Raw genomic sequence first — 21273 nt, 5'->3', positions numbered from 1 at the left:
GGGGCCGTCGCGCGTCCGCGCTACGGTGAAGGCATGACGCGCATTCACGTCCCGATCACGCTGCGATGGTCCGACCTCGACGCCTACGGCCACGTCAACAATGCCGAGATGCTCCGTCTGCTGGAGGAGGCCCGCATCAGGGTCTTCTGGGCGGACCGCTCGGCGGCGGAGGAGCACGACGTTCCTCACACCGCGCTCATCGCAGGCGGCGTCGACGCCGACACTCTCACCCTCATCGCGGCGCAGCAGATCGAGTATCTCGCGCCCATTCCTTACCTGCGCCGCCCCCTCGACGTGCAGCTGTGGATCGGCAGGCTCGGAGGGGCGAGCATCGAGATCTGCTACGAGGTGTGGTCGCCGCAAGGCTCGGACGTGCCGGTGCTGTTCGCGAAGGCGACCACGACGCTCGTGCTCATCGACGCCGCGACGCAGCAGCCTCGTCGGCTCACCGACTCCGAGCGCGACGTGTGGAGCGCGCACCTCGACGCGCCCGTGACCTTCCGCAAGCGCTGACGCCACACGCGCGAACGCGCCGGCCGCCCGTGGGGGCGGCCGGCGCGTTCGCGGTGGGGAGGACCCTATGCGGTGAGCGAGTCGACCCACTCCTGGTTGTCGGCGATGAAGGCATCGACGATCGCGGGGTAGTCGTCCTCGGAGTCAGCCGTGAGGATCTGGTTCTCGAGGTCGTACAGGAGCTCGGCGTCCATCGAGAAGCCCGCGAGCCAGCCCTCGACCTCGGGGAACTCGTCGGCGAAGCCGGTGCGCGAGTACGTCACGATCTCCTCGGCATCGCCCAGCGTGCCCTCGGGGTCCTCGAGGTTCTTGAGGTCGTACGCGCCGTACGCCCAGTGGGGCTCCCACAGCGTCACGACGATGTTCTCGCCGTCCGCCATCGCGGAGTCGAGCTCGGCGAGCATCGCGGGGGTCGACGAGGTCAGGAAGTCCATGCCCTCGAGCCCGTACACGGGGATCGCGCCCTCGACCGCCGCGGTGAGCTCCGGGCTCGATGCCGACGATGCGGCCGCCGAAGGCGTCCGCGTTCGCGGCGAGCTCGTCGAGGAGTCGATCGGCGCATCGGCGTTCACCGCGACCGTGAGGGCCGCGCTGTCGAACCACGAGCCCACCTCGACGATGTCGTCGCCGAACTGGTCGAGGTAGGACGCGTGGGTCACGGGCAGCCACACGTCGGTGACGAGGTCGTAGTCGCCGTCGGCGAGTGCCTGGAAGGTGACGGCGGGGTCCGCGTACTCGAGGGTGACGTCGTAGCCCTTGTCCTCGAGGATGGCCTCCCACAGCAGCGACGAGGCGACCGACTCGTCCCAACCGTTGAAGACGCCGAAGGTGATCTCGCCGCCCGCGGCGGGCGCGGCGTCGGCGGACGAGTCGGGTGCGTCGCCCGAGTCGGCCGACGAGCAGCCGGCGAGGACCAGCCCCGCGGTGGCGGCCAGGGCGAGGGGCGCGATGGAGCGCACGTTCATGATGAGTGTTCCTTTCCCGGCGAGGGGAGTCTCCCCCGTCGTGAGCACCGTTCGCCCATCGGTCGGGGCGGGGTGCGCGCGATCGGAGTCCGACCGCGAGGTCTGTGGTGGTGTGGCAGGCGCCGTCAGCGGCCGGGGTTGCGGCGGTTGCCGGAGTTCTCCGCGAGGATCCGCTCGGTGTCCTTGCCCTGGGTCTGCGTGACGGGGGAGGCCCGCAGCACGGTGCCGCGCAGCCGCGTGAGGAGGCCCGCTCCGCGCTTCTGCCCGAAGGCGCCGGTGAAGCGGTCCAGCACCACGGCGAGGATGACGACGGAGATTCCGGCCTCGGCGCCAATCGCGATGTCGAGGGCGCTGACGGCCCTGGTGACGTCGCCTCCGAGGCCGCGCGCGCCGACCATGCCGGCGATGACCACCATCGATAGCGACAGCATGATGACCTGGTTGACGCCGGCCATGATGGACGGCATCGCGAGGGGCAGCTGAATCTGGCGCAGGATGCGCCGCGGCGAGGCGCCGAAGGCCTGACCGGCCTCGACCACCTCCTTGTCAACGCCGCGGATCCCCAACTCCGTCAGGCGCACACCGGGGGCGATCGCGAAGAGCACGGTGGCGAAGATGCCGGGGGCGACGCCGACTCCGAAGAAGGCGATCGCGGGGATGAGGTAGACGAAGGCGGGCATCGTCTGGAGGAAGTCCATGACGGGTTTCACGACCGCGGACACGTGCGGGCTGCGCGCCGCCCAGATGCCCAGCGGGATGCCCATCGCCAGCGCCAGCGCCGCCGCGACGAGCACGAGCGACAGCGAGTCCATCGCGTTGTCCCACTGATCGACGCCGATGATGAAGGTGAGGCCAGCGGCCGTGCCGACCGCGAACTTCCAGCCTCGCGCGAAGAGCGCCGCGAGGGACAGGACCGCGATCACGGCGATTGCGGGCGGGGAGGAGAAGACCCAGTTGACGGCGTCGTACATGCCGGTCCACAGGTCGCCGAGGAAGCCGAGGAGCCAGTCGAGGTTGTCCTCGATCCAGTCCGTGCCGGTCTCGATCCAGGAGCCAAAGGGGATGCGCAGGTCCATTACCGCACCTCCGTCGTGGTGAGCGAACGGGAGTCGGCCGCGGCCTCGAGCGCCCGGTCGACCACCTCCGTGGGCAAGGGATCGGGCCGTGCGGCCGCTTGCGCCGCGGCATCGGGCTCTCCGCCGAGCGTGGCGAGGAGGGTCACGCGCGGGATCACGCCCACGAGGCGGCCCTTGTCGTCCTGCACGCCCAGCGGCAGCTGCGCCTCGAGGGCGGGGATGAAGAGGTCGGACAGCGCGGTGTCGCTTGGCACGGCGCCGTGGTCGCGGCGAATGATCGTGGCAAGGTCGCGCTCGCCCCTGCGCACCAGGTCGAGAGCATCGCGGTCGCTCACCCAGCCCACGAGGCTGCGGTCACGCTGGGTGACGTAGACCGCGCTCAGCTGCTCGTCGCGCATGATCGTGAGCGCGCCGTGGGGTCCGGCGGAAGGGTGGACCACGGCGCGCGGCTTGCGCATGACCGACTCGGCGGTGAGCACCCGCGTGCGGTCGACGTCGGCCACGAACTGCTCGACGTAGGCGTTGGCGGGGTCGGTGAGGATGTCCTCGGGGGTGCCGATCTGGACGATCCTGCCGTCGCGCATGACCGCGATCCGGTCGCCAAGAAACATCGCCTCGTTGAGGTCGTGCGTGATGAACACGATGGTCTTGCCCAGGGTCGCCTGCAGGTCGACCAGCTGCTCCTGCATCTCGCGGCGGATGAGGGGATCGAGCGCGGAGAAGGCCTCATCCATGAGGAGCACGTCGGTGTCCGCGGCGAGGGCGCGCGCGAGACCCACGCGCTGCTGCATTCCGCCCGACAGCTGGTGGGGGTGCTTGTCCTCCCAGCCGGCGAGGCCGACGATCTCGGTGATCTCGCGCGCCCGTTCCTCGCGCTCGGCACGCGCCACGCCCTGGATCTCGAGCCCGTAGGCGACGTTGTCGAGCACCGTGCGGTGGGGGAGGAGCGCAAAGTGCTGGAAGACCATCGAGATGCGCTCGCGGCGCACGGCGCGCAGCCGCTTGGGGGTGATGCCCGTGATGCGCTCGCCTCCGACCGTGACCGTGCCCGCGGTGGGCTCGAGGAGCCCGTTGAGGGTGCGGATGAGGGTCGACTTGCCGGATCCCGACAGGCCCATCACCACGAAGATCTCGCCGCGCTTGACCTCGAAGGAGGCGTCGATGACCGCGGCGGTGGTGCCGGGCGGAAGCTGCTCGCGGGGGTGCCGCGATGCAGCGCGATCACCGCATCGTCGGCGTGGCGTCCGAAGACCTTGTACAGGCCGTCGACCGTCAGTGCTGTCGTCTCGTCGTTCACGTGTCCTCTGCTCCTGGAGCTCAGGCTCCGGTGTGCGCGAAAGACCTCGGCTAGCGAGGGGACTCGCAGCCGTCGGACGGCAATCACGGGCCCGCCGGGCGGCGCCGTGTGGCACCGCTACTAGCGCTCAGGCACGCCCGGGTGGGCGACGCCACGAGGCCTTTGGCTGGTCGATGGCGCCCTCCGGGCGACGGGCCGTGCAGGCCCACGCACCCCGGGAGGGCGGCGTTACGACCGTACCAACGTCACACGTCCGCTTTCATTCCGCAAGGACAAATGTTTACCAAATTGAGATAAACGGCAGGCGGCCGATGCGCGGCCCCCAGGCGGCATCGTCCCTGCTAGGCGGGCGGGAAGGGGAGGCGAATCATCCCCTCCTGGGAGGCGGAGGCGACGAGCCTCCCGTCCTCGGAGAACACCCACGTGCCGGTGAGCCCGCGCCCGCCCTGTGCCGTCGGGGCGTCCTGAACGAAGAGCAGCCACTCGTCGGCGCGGGCGGGGCGGTGCCACCACATGGCGTGGTCGAGGCTCGCGAACGAGATGTCGGGAGTCACCCACGAGGCGCCGTGGCGGCGCAACAGCGGCTCGAGCATCACCTGGTCCGAGCCGAAGGCAAGGAGGGCGCGATGAAGCACGTCGGGACCCTCGATCGGGCCGCGGGTGCGCATCCACGCGGTCTGGTAGGGCTGGGGCCGCTTGTCGGGGCCAAGGAACAGCGAGCCCTCGACGTGGCGCACGTCGAAGGGCGCCTGGGTGAGCCAGAAGTCGGCGAGGGGGTGTCCCGCAAACGGCGCGAGCACCTCGACGCCCGACGTCACCGTGTCCGGACCGGGGACCTCGGGCATCGCGACCGCGTGCTCGGGCCCCTCCTGCTCGATCTGGAAGGACGCGATCATCGACAGGATGGGGCGGCCGTCCTGGAGCGCGTGCGTGCGCCTGGCCGAGAACGACCTCCCGTCGCGCAGCACCTCGACCTCGAACTGGATGGGACGGGAGGCGTCGCCCGCCCTGAGGAAGTAGCCGTGCAGCGAATGCGCGAAGCGGTCCTCGGTCACCGTGGCGCCCGCGGCCAGCAGGGCCTGGGCGAGCACCTGGCCGCCGAACACGCGTCCGCCCGGCATCGGCAGGGAGTCGCCCTCGAAGCGGGTCTCGGACTCGCGACGCAGGGTGAGCGCGGACAGCCCCGCCGTCACGGCCTGCGATCCCCAGGTGTCCTCAAACGCGGTCATCGGTCCTCCTCGGTGGGCTCGAATGAGTTGACCATCGAGTGCGCGGCGCGCTCGAGGTAGTCCATCAGCGTGACGGCGTGCAGCGGCGCGAGATTCTGGCGCGCGACCGCCTCGCGCATGTGGGCGATCCACCGGTCGCGAGCGTCCGGGTTGACGCGGAATGGCTGGTGACGCATGCGCAGGCGCGGGTGGCCGCGCCGGTCCGAGTACGTGGTGGGTCCACCCCAGTACTGCTCGAGGAAGAGCGTGAGGCGCTCGATCGCGCCCTCCATGTCGTGTTCCGGATACATGGGGCGCAGCACGGGGTCCGCCGCCACGCCCTCGTAGAACGCTCGCACGATCGCGTCGAACGTGGCGTGGCCACCCACGGCCTCGAAGAAACTCTGGCCCTCCGCCTGCGTGGGGCCGTCGCCCACGCTCATGCCCGGCGTGCTCACTCGTCGCCTCCCTCGTGCGCGTCATGTCCCCCGTGCGCGCGCGGGCGGCGCGGGGAGTGTCGACCACCATGGCCTCTCCAGGCACGGCTAGCTCGATGCCGCGCTCGTCGAAGATGCGCCGCATCTCTCGGCGAATCTCGCGCATGATGTCCCACTGGGTCGCGGGGTTGACCTGGACGAGGAGGCGCAGCATCACCGCGTTGAACTCGAGCGACTCAATGCCGGCGACGTCGGGCTCCGACAGCACGTTCGAGGCCACCATCTCGGAGCCGGCCTTCGCGGCCTCGACCGCGTCGATCATGGCCTGGCGCGCGGCCTCGACGTCCGTGTCGTACGCGAGTCGCGCCTCGACCACCGCGCGCGACCACATGCGCGTCATGTTGCCCACGCGCCGGATCTCGCCGTTGGGGATGTACCAGACGGTGCCGTCGAGCGAACGCAGCCGGGTCGAGCGCAGGCCTACCTCCTCGACCGAGCCGGTGGCCTCGCCCAGGTCGACCACGTCGCCCACGCCGTACTGGTCTTCGATGAGCATGAACATGCCGCTCAGCACGTCCTTGACCAGCGACTGGGCGCCAAAGCCCAGTGCGACACCCACGACACCCGCCGACGCGAGCATCGGCCCCACCGGCACCCCGAGCGTGGTCAGCAGGGTCGTCAGCGCGATCGCGATGAGCACCACCGCGAGTGCCGACTCGAGGACCCGCTGGAGAGTGCGCGCGCGCTTCCTGCGGCGCTCGGCCTCGAGGCGCATCTCGACAGTGTCGGGCTGTGCGATCGGAATCTTGGCCTTCGATAGCGCCCTGCGCGTGCGCGCGTCCTGCAGCGGGGCGCCGCGCTCGATGCCCAGCGTGACGCCGCGAATGAGCGCGCGACCCACGAACCACAACACCACCAACACCACCAGCACCACCCCGAGCGTGAGCGCGGCAGACGGCAGCCTGTCGACCCACTCGGCAAGCACCTCGCGACTGTCCTCGAGTTGCTGTTCCGCCGTGGAGGGGCTGGGCGTGGGGGTCGACGAGCGCGTGACCGGGGCGAGTGCGGCAAAGGGAGTCACGAAGACAGAGTAACGAGCGCGCGGCGCTCGCCCCTGACGCCCGCGCTTCTGGCAGGATTGAGCCGTGATCGAAGCGCCCGAAGTCGAGCGCGAGACTCCATCGGAGGCCCTCGCCGCGCTCGCTCGCGCGTGCGGGGTGTCCGTGGAGTACTACGCCATCGACGGAACCCTTGTCCACTGCTCCGCCGCGGCGATTCGCGCCGCCCTTACCGCGATGGGACTCGACGCGTCGTCGGACGCCGCATGCGCGCGTTCCCTCGATGCTCTCGAGGATCAGGAATGGCTGCGGCTCGTGCCACCGGTCACGGTGGTGACGGCGGGCCAGGAGCGCACCTTCCCCGTGCACGTGATCGACGGCGACCCCGTCGAGGTCGCCTTGCGGCTCGAGTCGGGCGAGGTGCGCAGCGCCCCGCAGGTGGACGCGTGGGTGCCTCCCCGCACCGTGGGCAACCAGACGATGGGCCGGGCCACGTTCTCGATCCCCGCGGACCTGCCGCTCGGTTGGCACCGCGTCGAGGCGACGACCAACGGCCGGCGCGGCCGCGGCTACGTGGTGGTGACGCCCGAGCGGGTGTCGCTTCCCTCCGAGGTCCGCGAGAAGCGGCCGTGGGGCCTCACCGTCCAGCTGTACTCGCTGCGCTCGGAGCGCTCGTGGGGGATCGGGGACCTCGCCGACCTCGCCGACCTGTGCGCGCTGGGCAAGGCCCGCGGCGATGCGGACTTTGTGCTCATCAACCCGCTGCACGCGACCGAGCCGGTGGCCCCGCTGACCAACTCGCCGTACCTGCCCACGTCCAAGCGCTTCATGTCGCCGCTGTACATCCGCGTCGAGGACATTCCGGAGGTCGCCTACCTGCCGTCGCAGCAGCGCGCGCTGCTGGCGTGGGAGGCGGAGCGACCGCAGCGCCTCAACGACTCCGACGACCTCTTGGACCGCGACTCGATCTGGCGGCTCAAGTCCGCCGCGCTCGAGGAGGTATTCCGCGCGCCGCGCTCCGCGGGACGTGACGCGTTGTTCGAGGCGTTCTGCCTGCGCGAGGGCGCCGCCCTCGAGGACTTCGCGACCTGGTGCGCGATCGCGGAGGCGCATCGCGGGTTGCCGTGGCCCGCCGAGTTCGACTCGCCGACATCCTCCGCGGTCGCCGCGTGGCGCGACGAGAACGCCGAGCGAGTGCTCTATCACGCGTGGCTGCAGTGGATCTGCGACGAGCAGCTCGAGCGCGCGCAGTCCGCCGCGACGCGCGCTGGCATGAGCATCGGCGTGATGATCGACCTTGCGGTCGGCGTGCATCCCGAGGGTGCTGACGCGTGGTCGTATCAGCGCGTCTTGGCCCAGGGCATGAGCATGGGCGCGCCGCCGGACTTCTACAACGCACTCGGCCAGGACTGGTCGATCCCGCCGTGGCAGCCGCGCGCCCTCGAGGCCGCGGCCTATCTTCCGTTCCGCGATCTGGTGCGCGCGGCGGTGCGCAACGCTGGGGCGCTACGGATCGACCACGTGTTGGGCATGTTCCGCCAGTGGTGGGTGCCGGCCGGGCACATCCCCGTCGACGGCGTGTACGTGTATGTCGACCACGAGGCCTACATGGGCATCATCGCGCTCGAGGCCGAGCGTGCCGGGGCCGTCGTGATCGGCGAGGACCTGGGCACCGTCGAGCCGTGGGTGCGCGAGTACCTGCACTCGCGCGGCATCCTGGGCACCTCGATCGCGTGGTTCGAGCGCCACGACGACGGCGCCCCCGCGTGCCGGAGGACTACCGTGCGGACACTCTCGCGGCGGTCACCACTCACGACCTTCCACCCACGGGCGCGTACCTCGCGGGCGAGCACGTGCGGCTGCGCGCGGAGCTGGGGATGCTCGGCGACGGCAGCATCGAGGACGCGCAGGCCGAGGCGGCGCGCGAGCGTCAGGCCTTCATCGACATCATGCTTGAGCGCGGCTGGATCCTGCCGGACTACAACGAGGAAGACCTCATTGCGGGCCTCCACCGATGGGTGCTCAACAGCCCCGCGCTGCTCACGGGCATCGCCGTGACCGATGCCGTGGGCGAGCGCCGTGCGCAGAACATGCCCGGTACGGACACCGAGTACCCCAACTGGTGCATCCCCGTCACGGACGGCAACGGCGTGCCGGTGCTCCTCGACGACCTCTTCGAGCACCCGCGCGTGCGCCGCCTGTTCCGGGCGATCAAGGCGGCGCGCGCCTAGCGGATTCCTCCGTGGTGGCCGCGCCGGGCTGCGCGGCCATGCGGCTGACGGCCTGGGCGACCTGCGCGCGGTGAATGTGATCGAGTCCCTCGACCACCGCCTTGCGCAGCACGCTCGGGGCGTCGGCGTTCGCCGCCAGCCAGGCGGTCACTCGCGCGGCGAGGTCGTCGACGCGGCCCGTGAGCTGGACGGGGAACACGTGTTTGACCACGCGCGCGCCCACGAATCCGGCGTTCGCGTCGTAGTACTCGCGCAACGAGCCCAGGAGGTCGTCGAGCACCGGGACCAGGACGCCCGGATCGATCGCGCGGGTGAAGCCGGCGGCGAGCTCGAACTGGACGGCGTTGGCCGCCGGTCCGTTGGCCGGTCGTACCAGCGCGTCCCACGCAGCCTGCTTCGCGGCGGGGCTTGCGAGCGAGGCACGCACCCCCGCGGCGCGGCGTTCGCCCGCTGCGCTGACGTCACGCGCAGCGTACGCGTCGAGTTCGTCGGACGTGAGGCCGCCGCATGCGGCCATCCCACCGAGGAGGTCCCACAGCAGGTCCGAGTCGACGGGCAGCCCCGGCAGCTCGGCGCTCGCCTCGACGAGCGCGCGCAGCCTCAGCCCCTGGTCCTCTGTGGCCGCGAGCAGCGCGTAGCCCTTGAGCAGCTGGAGCTGGATGTCGGAGCCCGGTTCCGCCGCCGCAAGCGCGGACCACAGCGACTCGGCGGCGGACTCGGAGACGGTCGCCAGCAACTCGGGAGCGAGATAGCGACGCAGCGCGACGACCATGAGCGCGACGTGCGACTCCGCGGTCGCCGAGTTCGCGACGCGCGGCAGCAGCGTGAGCACCGCGTCGACGTAGCGCTGGGCCGGTAGTGAGCCGTCGCGGGTCATGTGCCACAGCGCGTCGAGGACGCCGGCCTGGACCATGGGGTCCTCGATCGCGCCCCCGTACGCGTCGAGCGTCGCGAGCGAGTGCTCGTCGAGGTGCACCTTCGCATACGTGAGGTCGCGATCGTTGACCAGCAGGAGGTCGGGCACCGCGCGGCCCTTGGCCTCGTCGATCTCCGTCAGCTCGCCGCCGACCGTGGTGGGCAGCGTCCAGGCGCGGCGCGGGACGCCATCGGTCACCTCGTAGCCCGCGATCTCCACACGGTGGGGACGATGGACGGGGTACTCGGCCGGCACGTCCTCGGCGACCGCGAGGCGGGAGATGACCCCCGCATCGTCCGTCGCGACCACGGCGCGCAGGGTCGTGACACCGGGGGTCTCGAGCCAGACGCTGGCCCACTCGTCGAGTGGGCGCTGCGCGGCGGCCTCGACCTCGGCGAGGAACTCCGCGAGAGTCGCGTTGGAGTGGTGATAGCGCTCGAGGTAGGTCGCGACGCCGCCGAAGAAGGCATTCTCGCCCACGTAGCGCGCGAGCTGCTTGAGCGCGGACGCACCCTTCGCGTACGTGATCATGTCGAAGGCCGACACCGTTGCCTCGGTGTCGGGGACCTCGGTGACGATCGCGTGCGTGGTGGGCAGCTGGTCCTGCACGTACGCGATCGACTTGCGGTCGGCCGCGAACGTGACCCACGAGTCCTTCCACTGAGTGACCTCGGCCGCGGCCCACGTGCCGATGAACTCGGCGAAGGACTCGTTGAGCCAGAGGTCGTCCCACCACTTCATCGTGACGAGGTTCCCGAACCACATGTGCGCGAGCTCGTGGAGGACCACCACGGTCCGCTCCTCGAGCTCCGCCGCGGAGGCACGCCCGCGGTAGAGGAGCCTGTCCTCGGACAGCGTCACGCAGCCGATGTTCTCCATCGCTCCCAGGTTGTACTGCGGCACGTAGATCTGGTCGTACTTGTCGTACGGGTAGGGGTGCGGAACACCCGCTCATAGAGCTCGAGTCCCGCCTGGGTGTCGGCGAGGACGCGATCACCGTCGAAGTGCTGCTCGAGCGACGGGCGGCCGTAGACGCGCGCGGGGATGTCGCCCGCGGTGCCGTGCAGGACGCCCTCGTGGAACGCGTACGGGCCCGCGACCACGGCGGCGCCGTAGCAGGGGATCGGCACGGTCGCGGCGAAGGTCCAGCGCGAGCGCCCGCGCCGCGTGCCCGCGATGTCGACGGTGCCGTCGAGCGGCGCGGGGGCCGGGGTGGGGAGTTCGAGACGACCACCCAGTGGTCGGGCACGGTCACGTCGAAGCTGAAGGATCCCTTGATGTCCGGCTGGTCGAAGCACGCGAACGCGCCCCTGGCGTCGTTGGCCGCGAACTGGCTGTAGAGATAGACCTCCCCATCGGCGGGGTCGACGAACCGGTGGATGGCCTGGCCGTCGTTTCGATACGCGAAGTCGCCCGCGATGCGCAGAGAATTGTGCGCAGCGAGTCCCGCGAGGACGATGCGTCCCTCGCGATGGCCGGCGGGGTCCAGCGGGGCGCCGTTCAGCTCGACGAGGTCGATCGTCGCGCCGGTCGCCTCGATGAAGGTCGTCGCGCCGGGAGTCGCGTCGAACGTGACCGTGGTGTCCGAGCGGTAGGTGTCGCCGCCGGTGGTGAAGTCGAGCGTCACGGAGTAGTGGACGTTCGACACGAGGGCGGCGCGGTCCGCCGCCTCCTGCTTCGTGAGGTTCATGCCTGGCATGACCCCAGTCTGGCAGGAGGGGCGGACCGTCGCCGTTCCCGAAGGACCAGGAAGCGGTCCCTAGGCGTCGTACGCGAGGTCGGCGGCCTGCGCCTTGAGCGCGCGCCGCACGCCGTCCTTGCCCTCGACCACGAGCCGCTTGAGGGCATCGTGCGCATCGGCGTTGGCCTCGAGCCAGCCGAACGCCGAGTCCTGCAGGTCGGGAACCCGGCCCGCGAGAGCGACGGGGTAGAGGCCCTCGATGAGGTTGGCGGCGATCTCGTTGGTCTTGGTCTCGTACAGCCTGCGCAGCGCGCCGAAGTACTCGCCGACGAAGGGCTCGAGCAGCGTGTGGTCGTGCGCATGCATGAAGCCTGCGATCGTCTCGTACTGGAGCGCGTTCGGGAGGTCCGTCTCGGCGTTGACCAGAGCGTCGAAGGCCGCGCGCTTCGCCTCCGGGGTGGCGATCGCGGCGCGGGCGTGCGCGGCGCGTCGCTGACCCGAGGCGGTCGCGTCCTTGCTCAGCTGGAGCTCGATCGCGAGGTCGGCCGCGCGGCCCCCTGCGACGAGTGCGATGAGCAGATCCCATGCGAGGTCGGTGTCGACCTCGATGCCGTCGACCTGCAGCTTGCCGTCGAGCAACGCTTGAACCGTGTCGAACTGCGCCTCCGTGTTGGCGAGGCCGGCAAACGCGCGGACGAACTGAAGCTGGCTGTCCGAGCCTGCCTCGGCGGCGAGGGCGAGCGTCCACACCTGGCTTGCGGCCTCGGTCTGGGCGTGGTCCGCGAGCGTCGGGTGTACGTAGAGGCTCAGCGTCGTGGCGAGCTGGCGCAGCAGCACCATCACGGTCGTCGACTCGGTCTCCGCACCCACGTTGCGCAACACCAGGTCGACATACTGCCGCGCCGGCATCTCGGCGTCGCGCGTCATGTCCCACGCCGCCGCGAGCACCATGGAGCGCGCGAGCGGATCGGTGAACTTCGACACGTGCTCGACCGCGGTCGCGAGCGAGGCCTCGTCGAGACGCACCTTCGCGTACGCGAGGTCGCCGTCGTTCACGAGGATGAGGGCGGGGCGGGGACGGCCCACGAGCTCGGGGATCGCCGTGAGTTCGCCGTCGATGTCGACCTCGACGTCGATGACGCGGCGGAGCACCTCGGCCCCCTCGTCGGACACGGCGACGTCGTAGCCGCCGATCCGCAGGCGGTGCGGGCGCAGCGTCGGCCACTCCTCGGGGACCTCCTGGCGGACCGCGAAGGACGTCATGACCCCCGCATCGTCCGTCTCGATCTCCGGCCGCAGGGTCGTGACGCCCGCCTTCTGCAGCCACACGTCCGACCAGCGGGACAGGTCGCGACCCGAGGCCTTCTCGAGCTCGGCGAGGAGGTCGGCGAGCGTCGCATTGGCGTGGTGGTGCTTGCGCATGTACTCGGCGACGCCGGCGAAGAACTGGTCCTGACCCACCCATGCGACCAGCTGGCGCAGCACGGAGGCGCCCTTCGCGTAGGTGATGCCATCGAAGTTCACCTCGACGTCCTCGAGGTCACGGATGTCGGCCATGATCGGGTGGGTCGACGGCAGCTGGTCCTGGCGGTAGGCCCAGGACTTCTCGAGCGCGTTGAACGTCACCCACGAGTTGCGGTACCTCGTGACCTCGGCGGTCGCGAGCGTCGACGCGAACTCGGCGAACGACTCGTTGAGCCACAGGTCGTTCCACCACTTCATCGTCACCAGGTCGCCGAACCACATGTGGGCGAGCTCGTGCAGCACGGTGACCGTGCGGCGCTCGATGCGCGCCTGCGCGGTCTTGGAGCGGAACACGTAGTCCTCGAGGAACGTCACGCAGCCGGCGTTCTCCATCGCGCCCGCGTTGAACTCGGGCACGAAGATCTGGTCGTACTTCTCGAACGGGTACTCGGTCTCGAACTTCTCCTCGTAGAAGGTGAAGCCGGCCTGCGTGTCCGCGAGGATGACGTCGGCGTCGAGGTACTGAGCGAGGGCCTTGCGGCAGTAGACGTTCGCGCTGATCTCGCCCTTGCGCGACGTGATCGTGCCCGGCACCTCGTGGTACGGCCCGGCGACGATCGCCGTGACGTAGCACGGGATGCGCGTCGTGGGGGAGAACTCCCAGCGTGCGACCGGGCGTGCGGTGCCCGCGATGGTGACCTCGCCCTCGGCGGGCGAGGTGGTCGACGGGGAGTTCGACAGCACGTGCCAGTGCGCGGGGGCGGTGACGGTGAAGAGGAACGAGGCCTTGAGGTCGGGCTGCTCGAAGACCGCATAGACGCGACGCGTGTCAGCGACCTCGAACTGCGAGTAGAGGTACACCTCGCCGTCCTCGGGGTCGACGAACCGGTGCAGTCCCTCGCCGGTGTTCATGTAGGCGCAGTCCGCGACCACGGTGAGCTCGTTGTCCGCCTGCAGGTTCGGCAGCGTGATGCGTGAGTCCGCGAAGTGCGTCGCCGGATCGAGCGACTGCCCGTTGAGGGTGATCTCGAGCACGGACGGCGCGATCAGGTCGATGAAGGTGCTCTCTCCCACGGTCGAGGAGAAGCGCACGGTCGTGGTCGAACGGAAGGTGGTGTCCGACGTGGTGAGGTCGAGGTCGACGGTGTAAGTGTCGACGGCGACGATGCTGGCGCGGGCCTCGGCCTCTGCGCGCGTGAGGTTGGTACCTGGCATGGTGGCGATTCTTCCACGCCCGCCGCGTGTTCGCGGCGCTTCTAGACTCGTGCGGTGACCCCCGAGAGCCCGAACGCGGCCCCCGCCCAGGCATCGTCCCGGCGCGGCCTGCGTCACCACCTGGTCGACCTCGCGCCCCTCAAGGCAAGTCCCGCGTTCGCGCGACTGTGGATCGGCGGCGCGATCTCGGGTATCGGCGCGTTCATGACGCAGGTCGCGGTGGGCCTACAGATCTACGAGATCACCGAGTCGACCTTCATGGTGGGGCTGGTGGGAGGAGTGGCGCTCCTGCCCATGATCGTCGCCGGGCTGTGGGGCGGCATGATCGCCGATGTCTTCGACAGGCGGAAGGTGCTCATCGCCGCGTCGCTGGTGGCGTGGGCCGCGACGCTCGGCCTGGTGACGCTGTCCTTCTGGGACCAGCACCTCCAGGGCGCGGGCGGTCACGCGCCGGTGTGGCCGTTTTTCATCGTCACGACGCTGAGCGCGGTCGCCTCGACCATCGCGAGCGCGACCCGAGGCTCCGTGGTGGGCAGGATCCTGCCCGAGGACATGATCAGCCGCGCGACCGCGCTCAACGGGATCGCGTTCGGGGCGATGCTGACCGTGGGACCCGCGCTCGCAGGCGTGCTCGCAGCCACGGTCGGACTGCCCTGGACCTTCGCGATCGACGCGGTGCTGTTCACCGCGGGCTTCCTGGGCGTCTGGATGCTGCCCGCGTTGCCGCGGCTGGGCGAGCGCGTCGAGGCGGGATGGCCCGTCCTCAAGGAGGGACTCACGTTCCTCAGGCACGCGCCGAACATCCGCATGAGCTTCGTGGTCGACATCATCGCGATGACCTTCGGGCGCCCCTACGTGCTGTTTCCCGCGCTCGGCGCGACGGTCGTGGGCGGCGGGCCCCTCACGGTCGGGGCGCTGACCGCGGCGGGGGCGGTGGGGACGATGCTCACGAGCGTGTTCTCGGGCCGCATCAAGCACGTGCGCCGGCACGGCATCGCGATCTCGCGCGCGATCCAGGTCTTCGGCGTCTTCGCGGCGCTGTTTGGCGGGGTGACCCTCGCGGTGAGCCTCGGGGGACACGAACCCGCGCCCGGATGGGGAGGGATTCACTGGGCGACGCTCGTGGTGCTGGGGCTCGCCATGGCGGGGATGGGCGGTGCCGACGAGGTCAGCGCGATCTTCCGGCAGACCATGATCATTCAGGCCGCGCCGGATCAGATGCGCGGGCGACTGCAGGGCGTGTTCATCGTGGTGGTGACGGGCGGTCCGCGCGTGGGCGACATGTATGCCGGCGCGCTCGCGACCGCCGTCGCGCTGTGGTTCCCGCCGCTGCTGGGCGGGGTGGCGATCATCGTGCTGATCGCGATCCTCACCCGCGCGCAGCGCGCGTGGCGCGAGTACGACGCGCACGCGCCTACGCCGTAGGCCCGGGCCCCTGCGGCTAGTTGAGGTACGCCGCGACCTCGCGCGCGACGTCAATTGTGCGTGCACCCATCGCGCCGTTGGTGCCGTGCAGATACGACACCTTGACGAAGTAGTCGCCGACCCCCATGCCGAGCGTGCGATTGCCCGGCAGGAAGTACACGCCAGTCGCGCCCTCGACCTCGGACTCGGAATCGGCAACCTCGCCCACGGCCGCCGCAGCCAGCTCGCGGTGCTCCTCAACGTCGGGGAAGCCCCAGTTGATCTCCACGGTGATCTGCGGGTACGAGATGTTCTCGTCCTTCGGGCGCCAACTGCACAGGTTGCGCCCCTCATTCGAGAGGCTCGAGTTGAAGACCCCGGGGGCCATCTCCGCGCCCGTGATCTCCGCCAAGCGAGCGGCGGAGACTGCGGCGCAGGGATCGGGGGTGCCCGGCGGGGCGGCCTCAACGACCTCGGCCGATGCGGTCGGGGTTGGCGACGCCGTCGTGGCGAGGCCACCTCCGGCAGGGGTGCACGCGGCGAGGACCGCGACGCTCGCCGCGACGAGGGCGACGGTACGGAGGCGAGTGGAGCGCACGCTCATGAACATCCCTTCGATCCCCATGACGCTAGCATTCCGCCGCGGCACGGGTCGCCGTGGGGTCGGCGTCCGTGAACCCGAGCTGTCGCGCCGCCTCGTAGGTCACGATCGCTGCGCAGTTCGACAGGTTGAGCGAGCGCCTGCCCGCGAGCATGGGGATGCGCACGCACGCGGTCACGCGCGGATGCGCCATGGCCTCATCGGGCAGGCCGGTGGGCTCGGGCCCGAACAGCAGGATGTCGTCGGACCGATACTCGAGGTCCGTGTAGACGGTCTGTGCGCGTGCGGTGAAGGCGAACACTCGCGAGGAGGGCATGGATTCCAGCAGTGCGTCGAAGGTGGGGTGCACCGTGACGGTCGCGAGGTCGTGGTAGTCGAGGCCGGCGCGCCTCAGCTTGGGCTCCTCCAACGTGAATCCGAGCGGTTCGATCAGCCGGAGCGGGGCCCCCGTCACCGCGGACAGGCGGATCGCCGCACCCGTGTTCTCGGGGATGCGGGGCTCATAGAAGGCGATCGACGGGAGGGCGACGGGCATGGGTGCAAGTGTCCCATGGCCGTCGCCCTCCCCTCAGCAGCGCGTCATCCGACGGAGACGCCGTAGGCCGCCAGGAACTCTGCGGCGCCCGCGATGTCCACGCGCTGAAGGCCGTCGAGGTACCTGCAGTTCGACGTGTAGCCATAGCTCGTGACGGCAACCACGTAGCCGTCCTTGAACGTGGGGCCTCCGGAGTCGCCGAAGCAGGTGCCTCCCGTGCCGCGATTGTCGTTGCCGTTGCCGTTAACCTGCAGGATCTGAGGCGTGAGCTTCTGTCCGGGCTCGATCGCGACGCGGCGCACGATCGGATAGGACATGGGTGTGGGAGCCTGCGGACCCTCATCCGGCTTGCGTACCTCGGTTCCGTAGCCGACCGTGGTGAACAGGGTCTTGTTGAGTGTGGGCTGGCGGAACTGGTCGAGGTACCCCACGGGCGCCACCGCGGCGGGTGTGATGTCCTCGATCGGCTCGTCAAGGACCACCACGGCGAAGTCGTTCCAGTTCTTGACGTCCGTGAAGTCGGAGTAGCTGTCGGGCGTGTGCGCCGTGCCCGCGTGCCAGGTGCGACCCTGGGCGTCGAGCTGATCCCCCTGGAATCCGGTCGCGGGATCAGCCTCGGGAAGCCCGCTCGGCGGTTGCTCGGCGATCACGGACTCGAAGGACACGATCGTGTCGCCCACCGTGCCCAGCGTGCAGTGCGCCGCGGTGAGGAGAACATCGGGCGCGACAAGCGTCGCGGTGCAGCGGTAGCGATACACCTCTCCCGTCTCATCTGGCGCGTAGAAGGCGATCATTCCCACGTGGGGATGCCCCTCTCCGTCGAGCGCGCCGTCGGTCACGGCTGACGCGGGAGAGGCGAGCGTCGCGGACAGGCTGACGGCCGCGACGGTGCTCAGGGCGAGAATCCTGCGGTTCATGCGGTTCCTTCCTCGGAGCGCGGGTCCGATCGGGCCCGACGCCGCCACTGGAGGAACACACCGGACAGATCGCGCATCGGGGACATCATGGCTAAACTGCTCGGCGCGCACGGGGCCTAGGCTTCCCTCCATGAGTCATCCCGCGCCCGCAGGCAGCCGCCGCGCCGCCATGGGCGGAATGTCCGGCCGCGGCGTCGCCGGCCGCGACGAGGACGCTCAGCGCGCCCTCAACGCCGAGGCGCCCGACATCCCCGACCTGTGGCCGCGCGTCATCGCCCTGTTTTCCCCGTACAAGCGCCCGCTCACGGTCACCGCGGTGCTTGTGGTCGGCGTCGCGTCCGCGTCCGTGATCCCGCCTCTCCTTGTCGAGCGCATCTTCGACACCGCGCTGTTCCCGCCCGAGGGCGCGCCTCGGGTCGCGTTGCTTGCCGAGCTTGTCGGCATCATGATCGCGATCTTCCTCGTCACCGCGGGCCTGGGGGTCTGGCAGACCTACCTGACCGCGTCGGTGGGCAACCGCGTCACGGGGGACCTTCGCGAGCGGCTCTTCGCGCGTCTGCAGTCGATGGAGCTCGCGTTCTTCACGCGCACCAAGACCGGGGTGATCCAGTCCCGTCTCCAAAACGACGTGGGAGGCGTCTCCGGCGTGCTCACCACGTTCGTGTCGAGCATCGTCGGCAACTCCGTGACGGTGCTCGCGAGCCTTGTCGCGATGGTGCTGCTCGACTGGCGCCTCACGCTGCTCGCGGTCATCCTCATGCCGGCGCTGGTCGCGGTGCAGCGGCGCGTGGGCCGCGTGCGCGCGCGCATCGCATCGCGCACCCAGGAGTCGCTCTCCGAGCTCACCGCCATCACGCAGGAGACTCTCTCGGTAAGCGGCATCCTGTTGTCGAAGGTCTACAACCGCCAGCGACTCGAGACCGAGCGCTTTCAGGCGGAGAACTCGACCCAGATTCGCCTCCAGGTCCAGCAGGCGATGACCGGCCAGTGGTTCTTCGGGCTGGTGACGGTCATCATGTCCTCGGTGCCTGCGGTGATCTACCTCGCGGCGGGCGTACTCATCGCGCGCGGCTCGACCGACATCTCCGCGGGAACAATCGTCGCCTTCACCGCCGTCCAAGCGCGCCTGCTCTTCCCGCTCATGGCGCTCATGCGGGTCGCGCTCGAGGTGCAGACGTCACGCGCGCTGTTCGCGCGCATCTTCGAGTACCTGGACCTCGAGCCCGCCATCCGGGACAGGGACGATGCCGTGGACGTGCGGGACGCCCCCGGACCCTTGGGTGCGATCGAGTTTCGCGACGTGGTCTTCCGCTATCCGGGTGCGCGGGACGATGCCCGCCCCACGTTGGACGGCGTGACGTTTCGCATGGAGCCGGGCACTACCCACGCGTTCGTCGGACCATCAGGTGCCGGCAAGACGACGATCGTCTATCTCGCCGCGCGCCTCCACGAGGCCTCGGGCGGGGCGGTCCTCTTCGCGGGGGCCGACGAACGCGACCTGCGTCACGAGTCGGTGGTCGACCACGTGGGCGTGGTGAGCCAGGAGACCTATCTCTTTCACGCGACCATCGCGGAAAACCTGCGCTACGCGCGCCCCGACGCGACCGATGCCGAGCTCGAGGAGGCGTGCCGGGGGCGAACATCCACGACGCGATCATGTCCTTCGAGCACGGCTACTCCACGGTCGTGGGGGAGCGGGGGTACCGGCTCTCGGGCGGCGAGAAGCAGCGCGTGGCGATCGCGCGCGTCCTCCTCAAGGATCCCCCCGTGCTGCTCCTCGACGAGGCCACGAGCGCCCTGGACACCGTGTCCGAGCGCGTGGTGCAGTCTGCCCTCGATCGCGCGGCCGCGGGACGCACCACCCTGGTGGTCGCGCATCGGCTCTCGACCATCGCCCAGGCGGACGTGATCCACGTGGTCGACGGCGGACGGATCGTCGAGTCAGGCACCCACGCGGAACTCCTCGCGGCGCAGGGACTCTACGCCCGGCTGGCCGCCCAGCAATCCGGCTAGGGTGAAAGACACACCCAATCGAGGCGAGGAGGCCCCACGTGGCGAGCGACTGGTGGAAGTCGGCGGTGGTGTACCAGGTGTATCCGCGCAGCTTCCAGGATTCGAACGGCGACGGCGTCGGCGACCTGCAGGGCATACGGTCGCGGCTGGATCATCTCGAGTGGCTGGGCGTCGACGTCATCTGGTTGTCTCCCATCTACGCCTCCCCTCAGGCTGACAACGGCTACGACATCGCGGACTACCAGGCGATCGACCCGACCTTCGGCACCCTCGACGACTTCGACGCGTTGCTCGCCGACGTGCACGCCCGCGGCATGAAGCTCGTCATGGACCTCGTGGTCAACCACACCTCGGACGAGCACCCGTGGTTCCTCGAGTCGCGTTCCTCGCCGCGCAGCCCCAAGCGCGACTGGTACTGGTGGAGCGACCCGCGCGAGGGCTTCGAGGCCGGCCAGCCCGGAGCGGAGCCCACCAACTGGAGGTCGTTCTTCTCGGGTCCGGCGTGGACGCTTGACGAGGAGTCCGGTCAGTACTTCCTCCACCTCTTCCACCCCAAGCAGCCGGACCTCAACTGGGAGAACCCCGAGGTCCGCGAGGCCGTGTACGCGATGATGCGCTGGTGGCTCGACCGGGGCGTCGACGGCTTCCGCATGGACGTCATCAACCTCATCTCGAAGGTGCTTCCCCTCACGGACGGCGAGCCGCTCCCCGGCGGGCTCGGCAACGGCTTCCCGCTGTACGCGAACGGCCCGCGCGTCCACGAGTTCCTCCAGGAGATGCACCGCGAGGTGTTCGCGGGGCGCGAGGGCGAGCTCATCACGGTGGGCGAGACGCCCGGCGTCACGACGGACCATGCCGTCCTCTTCACGGACCCCGCGCGCGCCGAGGTCGACATGGTGTTCCAGTTCGAGCACGTCGACGTCGACCACGGCCCCGCGGGGAAGTTCGACCCGCAGCCGCTCGACCTGGTGCGCCTCAAGGCGATCGTGCACCGCTGGCAGGAGGCGCTCGCGGAGCGCGGTTGGAACTCGCTGTACTGGGACAACCACGACCAGCCGCGTGTTGTGTCGCGGTTCGGTGACGATCGCGACCACTGGGCGGAGTCGGCCAAGGCCCTCGCGGCCGTCCTGCACCTGCAGCGCGGCACCCCGTACGTGTACCAGGGCGAGGAGATCGGCATGACCAATGCCGGCTTCACCTCGATCGACCAGTACCGCGACGTCGAGGCGCTCAACGCGTACGACGAGCTGCGCGCGCTCGACATGCCGGAGGACCGCATCCTCGACGGCCTCGCGGCGATGAGCCGCGACAACGCGCGCACCCCCGTGCAGTGGGACGACTCGCCGCATGCGGGCTTCACCACCGGCACGCCATGGCTGCCCGCGACGGCCAACCACGCGTGGCTCAATGCCGCCGCGCAGCGCGAGGATCCCGACTCGGTCGCCGCGTTCTACCGCGAGCTCATCGCGCTGCGGCACCGGATTCAGGTGGTCGCGCACGGCGACTTCACGATGCTGCTGCCCGAGGATCCCCGGGTGTTCGCGTACCGCCGCGAGCTCGACGGCACGCGGCTGACGGTCGTGGCAAACCTGTCGGGCGAGCCCGTCGAGGCGCCGGTGGACGTGCACGGCGCCTCGCTGATCCTGCACAACCGGGGCGCCGCGGCGACCCTCACGACCGCCGGCGCGGGCATCGTCCCCCTCGAGCCCTGGGAGACGAGGGTCTACCTGACCGACTAGTCC

At 70.1% G+C, this 21273-nt stretch carries 13 protein-coding genes and 6 pseudogenes; 6 read left to right on the top strand and 13 right to left on the bottom strand.

Going from position 1 to position 21273, the window contains the following annotated elements; translation table 11 throughout:
- The first annotated feature begins 33 nt into the window (after nucleotides 1–33).
- Complete coding sequence (locus tag QUE44_RS06955) at nucleotides 34–513, top strand: acyl-CoA thioesterase (RefSeq protein ID WP_286213792.1); 480 nt, start codon at nucleotides 34–36, stop codon at nucleotides 511–513.
- 65 nt (nucleotides 514–578) lie between these two features.
- On the opposite strand, the gene QUE44_RS06950 is transcribed toward QUE44_RS06955, so the two are convergent.
- From QUE44_RS06950 to QUE44_RS06925, 6 genes and pseudogenes are all read right to left on the bottom strand, one after another.
- On the bottom strand, nucleotides 579–1478 hold the full coding sequence (locus QUE44_RS06950; RefSeq protein ID WP_286213789.1) for a glycine betaine ABC transporter substrate-binding protein: 900 nt from the start codon (nucleotides 1476–1478) through the stop codon (nucleotides 579–581).
- A 125-nt stretch (nucleotides 1479–1603) separates the two neighbouring features.
- Complete coding sequence (locus QUE44_RS06945; RefSeq protein WP_286213788.1) at nucleotides 1604–2554, bottom strand: ABC transporter permease; 951 nt, start codon at nucleotides 2552–2554, stop codon at nucleotides 1604–1606.
- Nucleotides 2554–3851, bottom strand: a pseudogene (locus QUE44_RS06940) (quaternary amine ABC transporter ATP-binding protein). Before QUE44_RS06940 ends, QUE44_RS06945 begins: the two are co-directional and overlap by 1 nt.
- A 341-nt stretch (nucleotides 3852–4192) precedes the next feature.
- Nucleotides 4193–4963: pseudogene (locus tag QUE44_RS06935) on the bottom strand (acyl-CoA thioesterase); the annotation flags it as partial.
- A 113-nt stretch (nucleotides 4964–5076) separates the two neighbouring features.
- Nucleotides 5077–5502, bottom strand: coding sequence for a globin (locus tag QUE44_RS06930; protein WP_286216707.1), 426 nt, complete (start codon nucleotides 5500–5502; stop codon nucleotides 5077–5079).
- 115 nt (nucleotides 5503–5617) lie between these two features.
- Nucleotides 5618–6271 (bottom strand): annotated as a pseudogene (locus tag QUE44_RS06925) (mechanosensitive ion channel family protein); the annotation flags it as partial.
- 520 nt (nucleotides 6272–6791) lie between these two features.
- Here QUE44_RS06925 and malQ point away from each other — a divergent pair.
- Nucleotides 6792–8252 (top strand): annotated as a pseudogene (malQ, locus tag QUE44_RS14065) (4-alpha-glucanotransferase); the annotation flags it as partial.
- Entirely contained in the window at nucleotides 8237–8785 is a 549-nt protein-coding gene (locus tag QUE44_RS14490) for a 4-alpha-glucanotransferase (protein ID WP_491375248.1), read from the top strand. The pseudogene malQ and the gene QUE44_RS14490, both read left to right, overlap by 16 nt.
- Here QUE44_RS14490 and QUE44_RS06910 read toward each other — a convergent pair.
- The 4 genes and pseudogenes from QUE44_RS06910 to pepN form a co-directional block, all read right to left on the bottom strand.
- Nucleotides 8766–10604 (bottom strand): M1 family aminopeptidase, encoded by a 1839-nt coding sequence (locus tag QUE44_RS06910; protein WP_286213786.1) that lies wholly within the window; start codon nucleotides 10602–10604, stop codon nucleotides 8766–8768. The genes QUE44_RS14490 and QUE44_RS06910 overlap by 20 nt on opposite strands.
- Entirely contained in the window at nucleotides 10559–10999 is a 441-nt protein-coding gene (locus QUE44_RS06905) for a hypothetical protein (protein ID WP_286213784.1), read from the bottom strand. The genes QUE44_RS06910 and QUE44_RS06905 overlap by 46 nt, the downstream gene beginning before the upstream one ends.
- Nucleotides 10972–11391, bottom strand: a pseudogene (locus QUE44_RS14060) (aminopeptidase N); the annotation flags it as partial. The pseudogene QUE44_RS14060 and the gene QUE44_RS06905, both read right to left, overlap by 28 nt.
- A 69-nt stretch (nucleotides 11392–11460) precedes the next feature.
- Nucleotides 11461–14061, bottom strand: coding sequence for an aminopeptidase N (gene pepN, locus QUE44_RS06900; protein WP_286213783.1), 2601 nt, complete (start codon nucleotides 14059–14061; stop codon nucleotides 11461–11463).
- A gap of 54 nt (nucleotides 14062–14115) precedes the next feature.
- Between pepN and QUE44_RS06895 the strand changes: the two genes are divergently transcribed.
- On the top strand, nucleotides 14116–15486 hold the full coding sequence (locus QUE44_RS06895; RefSeq protein ID WP_286213781.1) for an MFS transporter: 1371 nt from the start codon (nucleotides 14116–14118) through the stop codon (nucleotides 15484–15486).
- 16 nt (nucleotides 15487–15502) lie between these two features.
- Here the strand turns inward: QUE44_RS06895 and QUE44_RS06890 are convergent, their stop codons facing one another.
- The 3 genes from QUE44_RS06890 to QUE44_RS06880 are packed head-to-tail and all read right to left on the bottom strand — an operon-like array spanning nucleotide 15503 to nucleotide 17518.
- Complete coding sequence (locus QUE44_RS06890) at nucleotides 15503–16069, bottom strand: DUF3558 family protein (protein ID WP_286213780.1); 567 nt, start codon at nucleotides 16067–16069, stop codon at nucleotides 15503–15505.
- 25 nt (nucleotides 16070–16094) lie between these two features.
- Nucleotides 16095–16601, bottom strand: coding sequence for a tRNA (cytidine(34)-2'-O)-methyltransferase (locus tag QUE44_RS06885; RefSeq protein WP_286213778.1), 507 nt, complete (start codon nucleotides 16599–16601; stop codon nucleotides 16095–16097).
- 44 nt (nucleotides 16602–16645) lie between these two features.
- Nucleotides 16646–17518, bottom strand: a complete 873-nt coding sequence (locus tag QUE44_RS06880; RefSeq protein WP_286216634.1) for a trypsin-like serine protease — start codon at nucleotides 17516–17518, stop codon at nucleotides 16646–16648.
- Between the two features lie 169 nt (nucleotides 17519–17687).
- Between QUE44_RS06880 and QUE44_RS06875 the strand changes: the two are divergent.
- A pseudogene (locus tag QUE44_RS06875) lies at nucleotides 17688–19531 on the top strand (ABC transporter ATP-binding protein).
- A gap of 38 nt (nucleotides 19532–19569) precedes the next feature.
- Nucleotides 19570–21270 carry an alpha-glucosidase gene (locus QUE44_RS06870; protein WP_286216633.1) on the top strand — a complete coding sequence of 567 codons (1701 nt, stop codon included), beginning with the start codon at nucleotides 19570–19572 and terminating at the stop codon, nucleotides 21268–21270.
- Nucleotides 21271–21273: the final 3 nt, after the last annotated feature.

The sequence above is a fragment of the Demequina sediminis genome, from assembly GCF_030296675.1.
Taxonomy (GTDB): Bacteria; Actinomycetota; Actinomycetes; order Actinomycetales; family Demequinaceae; genus Demequina; species Demequina sediminis.
The sequence above is the reverse complement of the archived record's forward strand: the minus strand, read 5'-3'. Positions and strand labels throughout refer to the sequence as shown.

Coding starts and splice junctions, on each gene's coding strand:
- QUE44_RS06885 (WP_286213778.1), bottom strand. CDS start 16,601: ATGCCCGTCGCCCTCCCGTCGATCGCCTTCTATGAGCCCCGCATCCCC.
- pepN (WP_286213783.1), bottom strand. CDS start 14,061: ATGCCAGGTACCAACCTCACGCGCGCAGAGGCCGAGGCCCGCGCCAGC.
- QUE44_RS06955 (WP_286213792.1), top strand. CDS start 34: ATGACGCGCATTCACGTCCCGATCACGCTGCGATGGTCCGACCTCGAC.
- QUE44_RS06930 (WP_286216707.1), bottom strand. CDS start 5,502: ATGAGCGTGGGCGACGGCCCCACGCAGGCGGAGGGCCAGAGTTTCTTC.
- QUE44_RS06880 (WP_286216634.1), bottom strand. CDS start 17,518: ATGAACCGCAGGATTCTCGCCCTGAGCACCGTCGCGGCCGTCAGCCTG.
- QUE44_RS06945 (WP_286213788.1), bottom strand. CDS start 2,554: ATGGACCTGCGCATCCCCTTTGGCTCCTGGATCGAGACCGGCACGGAC.
- QUE44_RS06890 (WP_286213780.1), bottom strand. CDS start 16,069: ATGAGCGTGCGCTCCACTCGCCTCCGTACCGTCGCCCTCGTCGCGGCG.
- QUE44_RS06950 (WP_286213789.1), bottom strand. CDS start 1,478: ATGAACGTGCGCTCCATCGCGCCCCTCGCCCTGGCCGCCACCGCGGGG.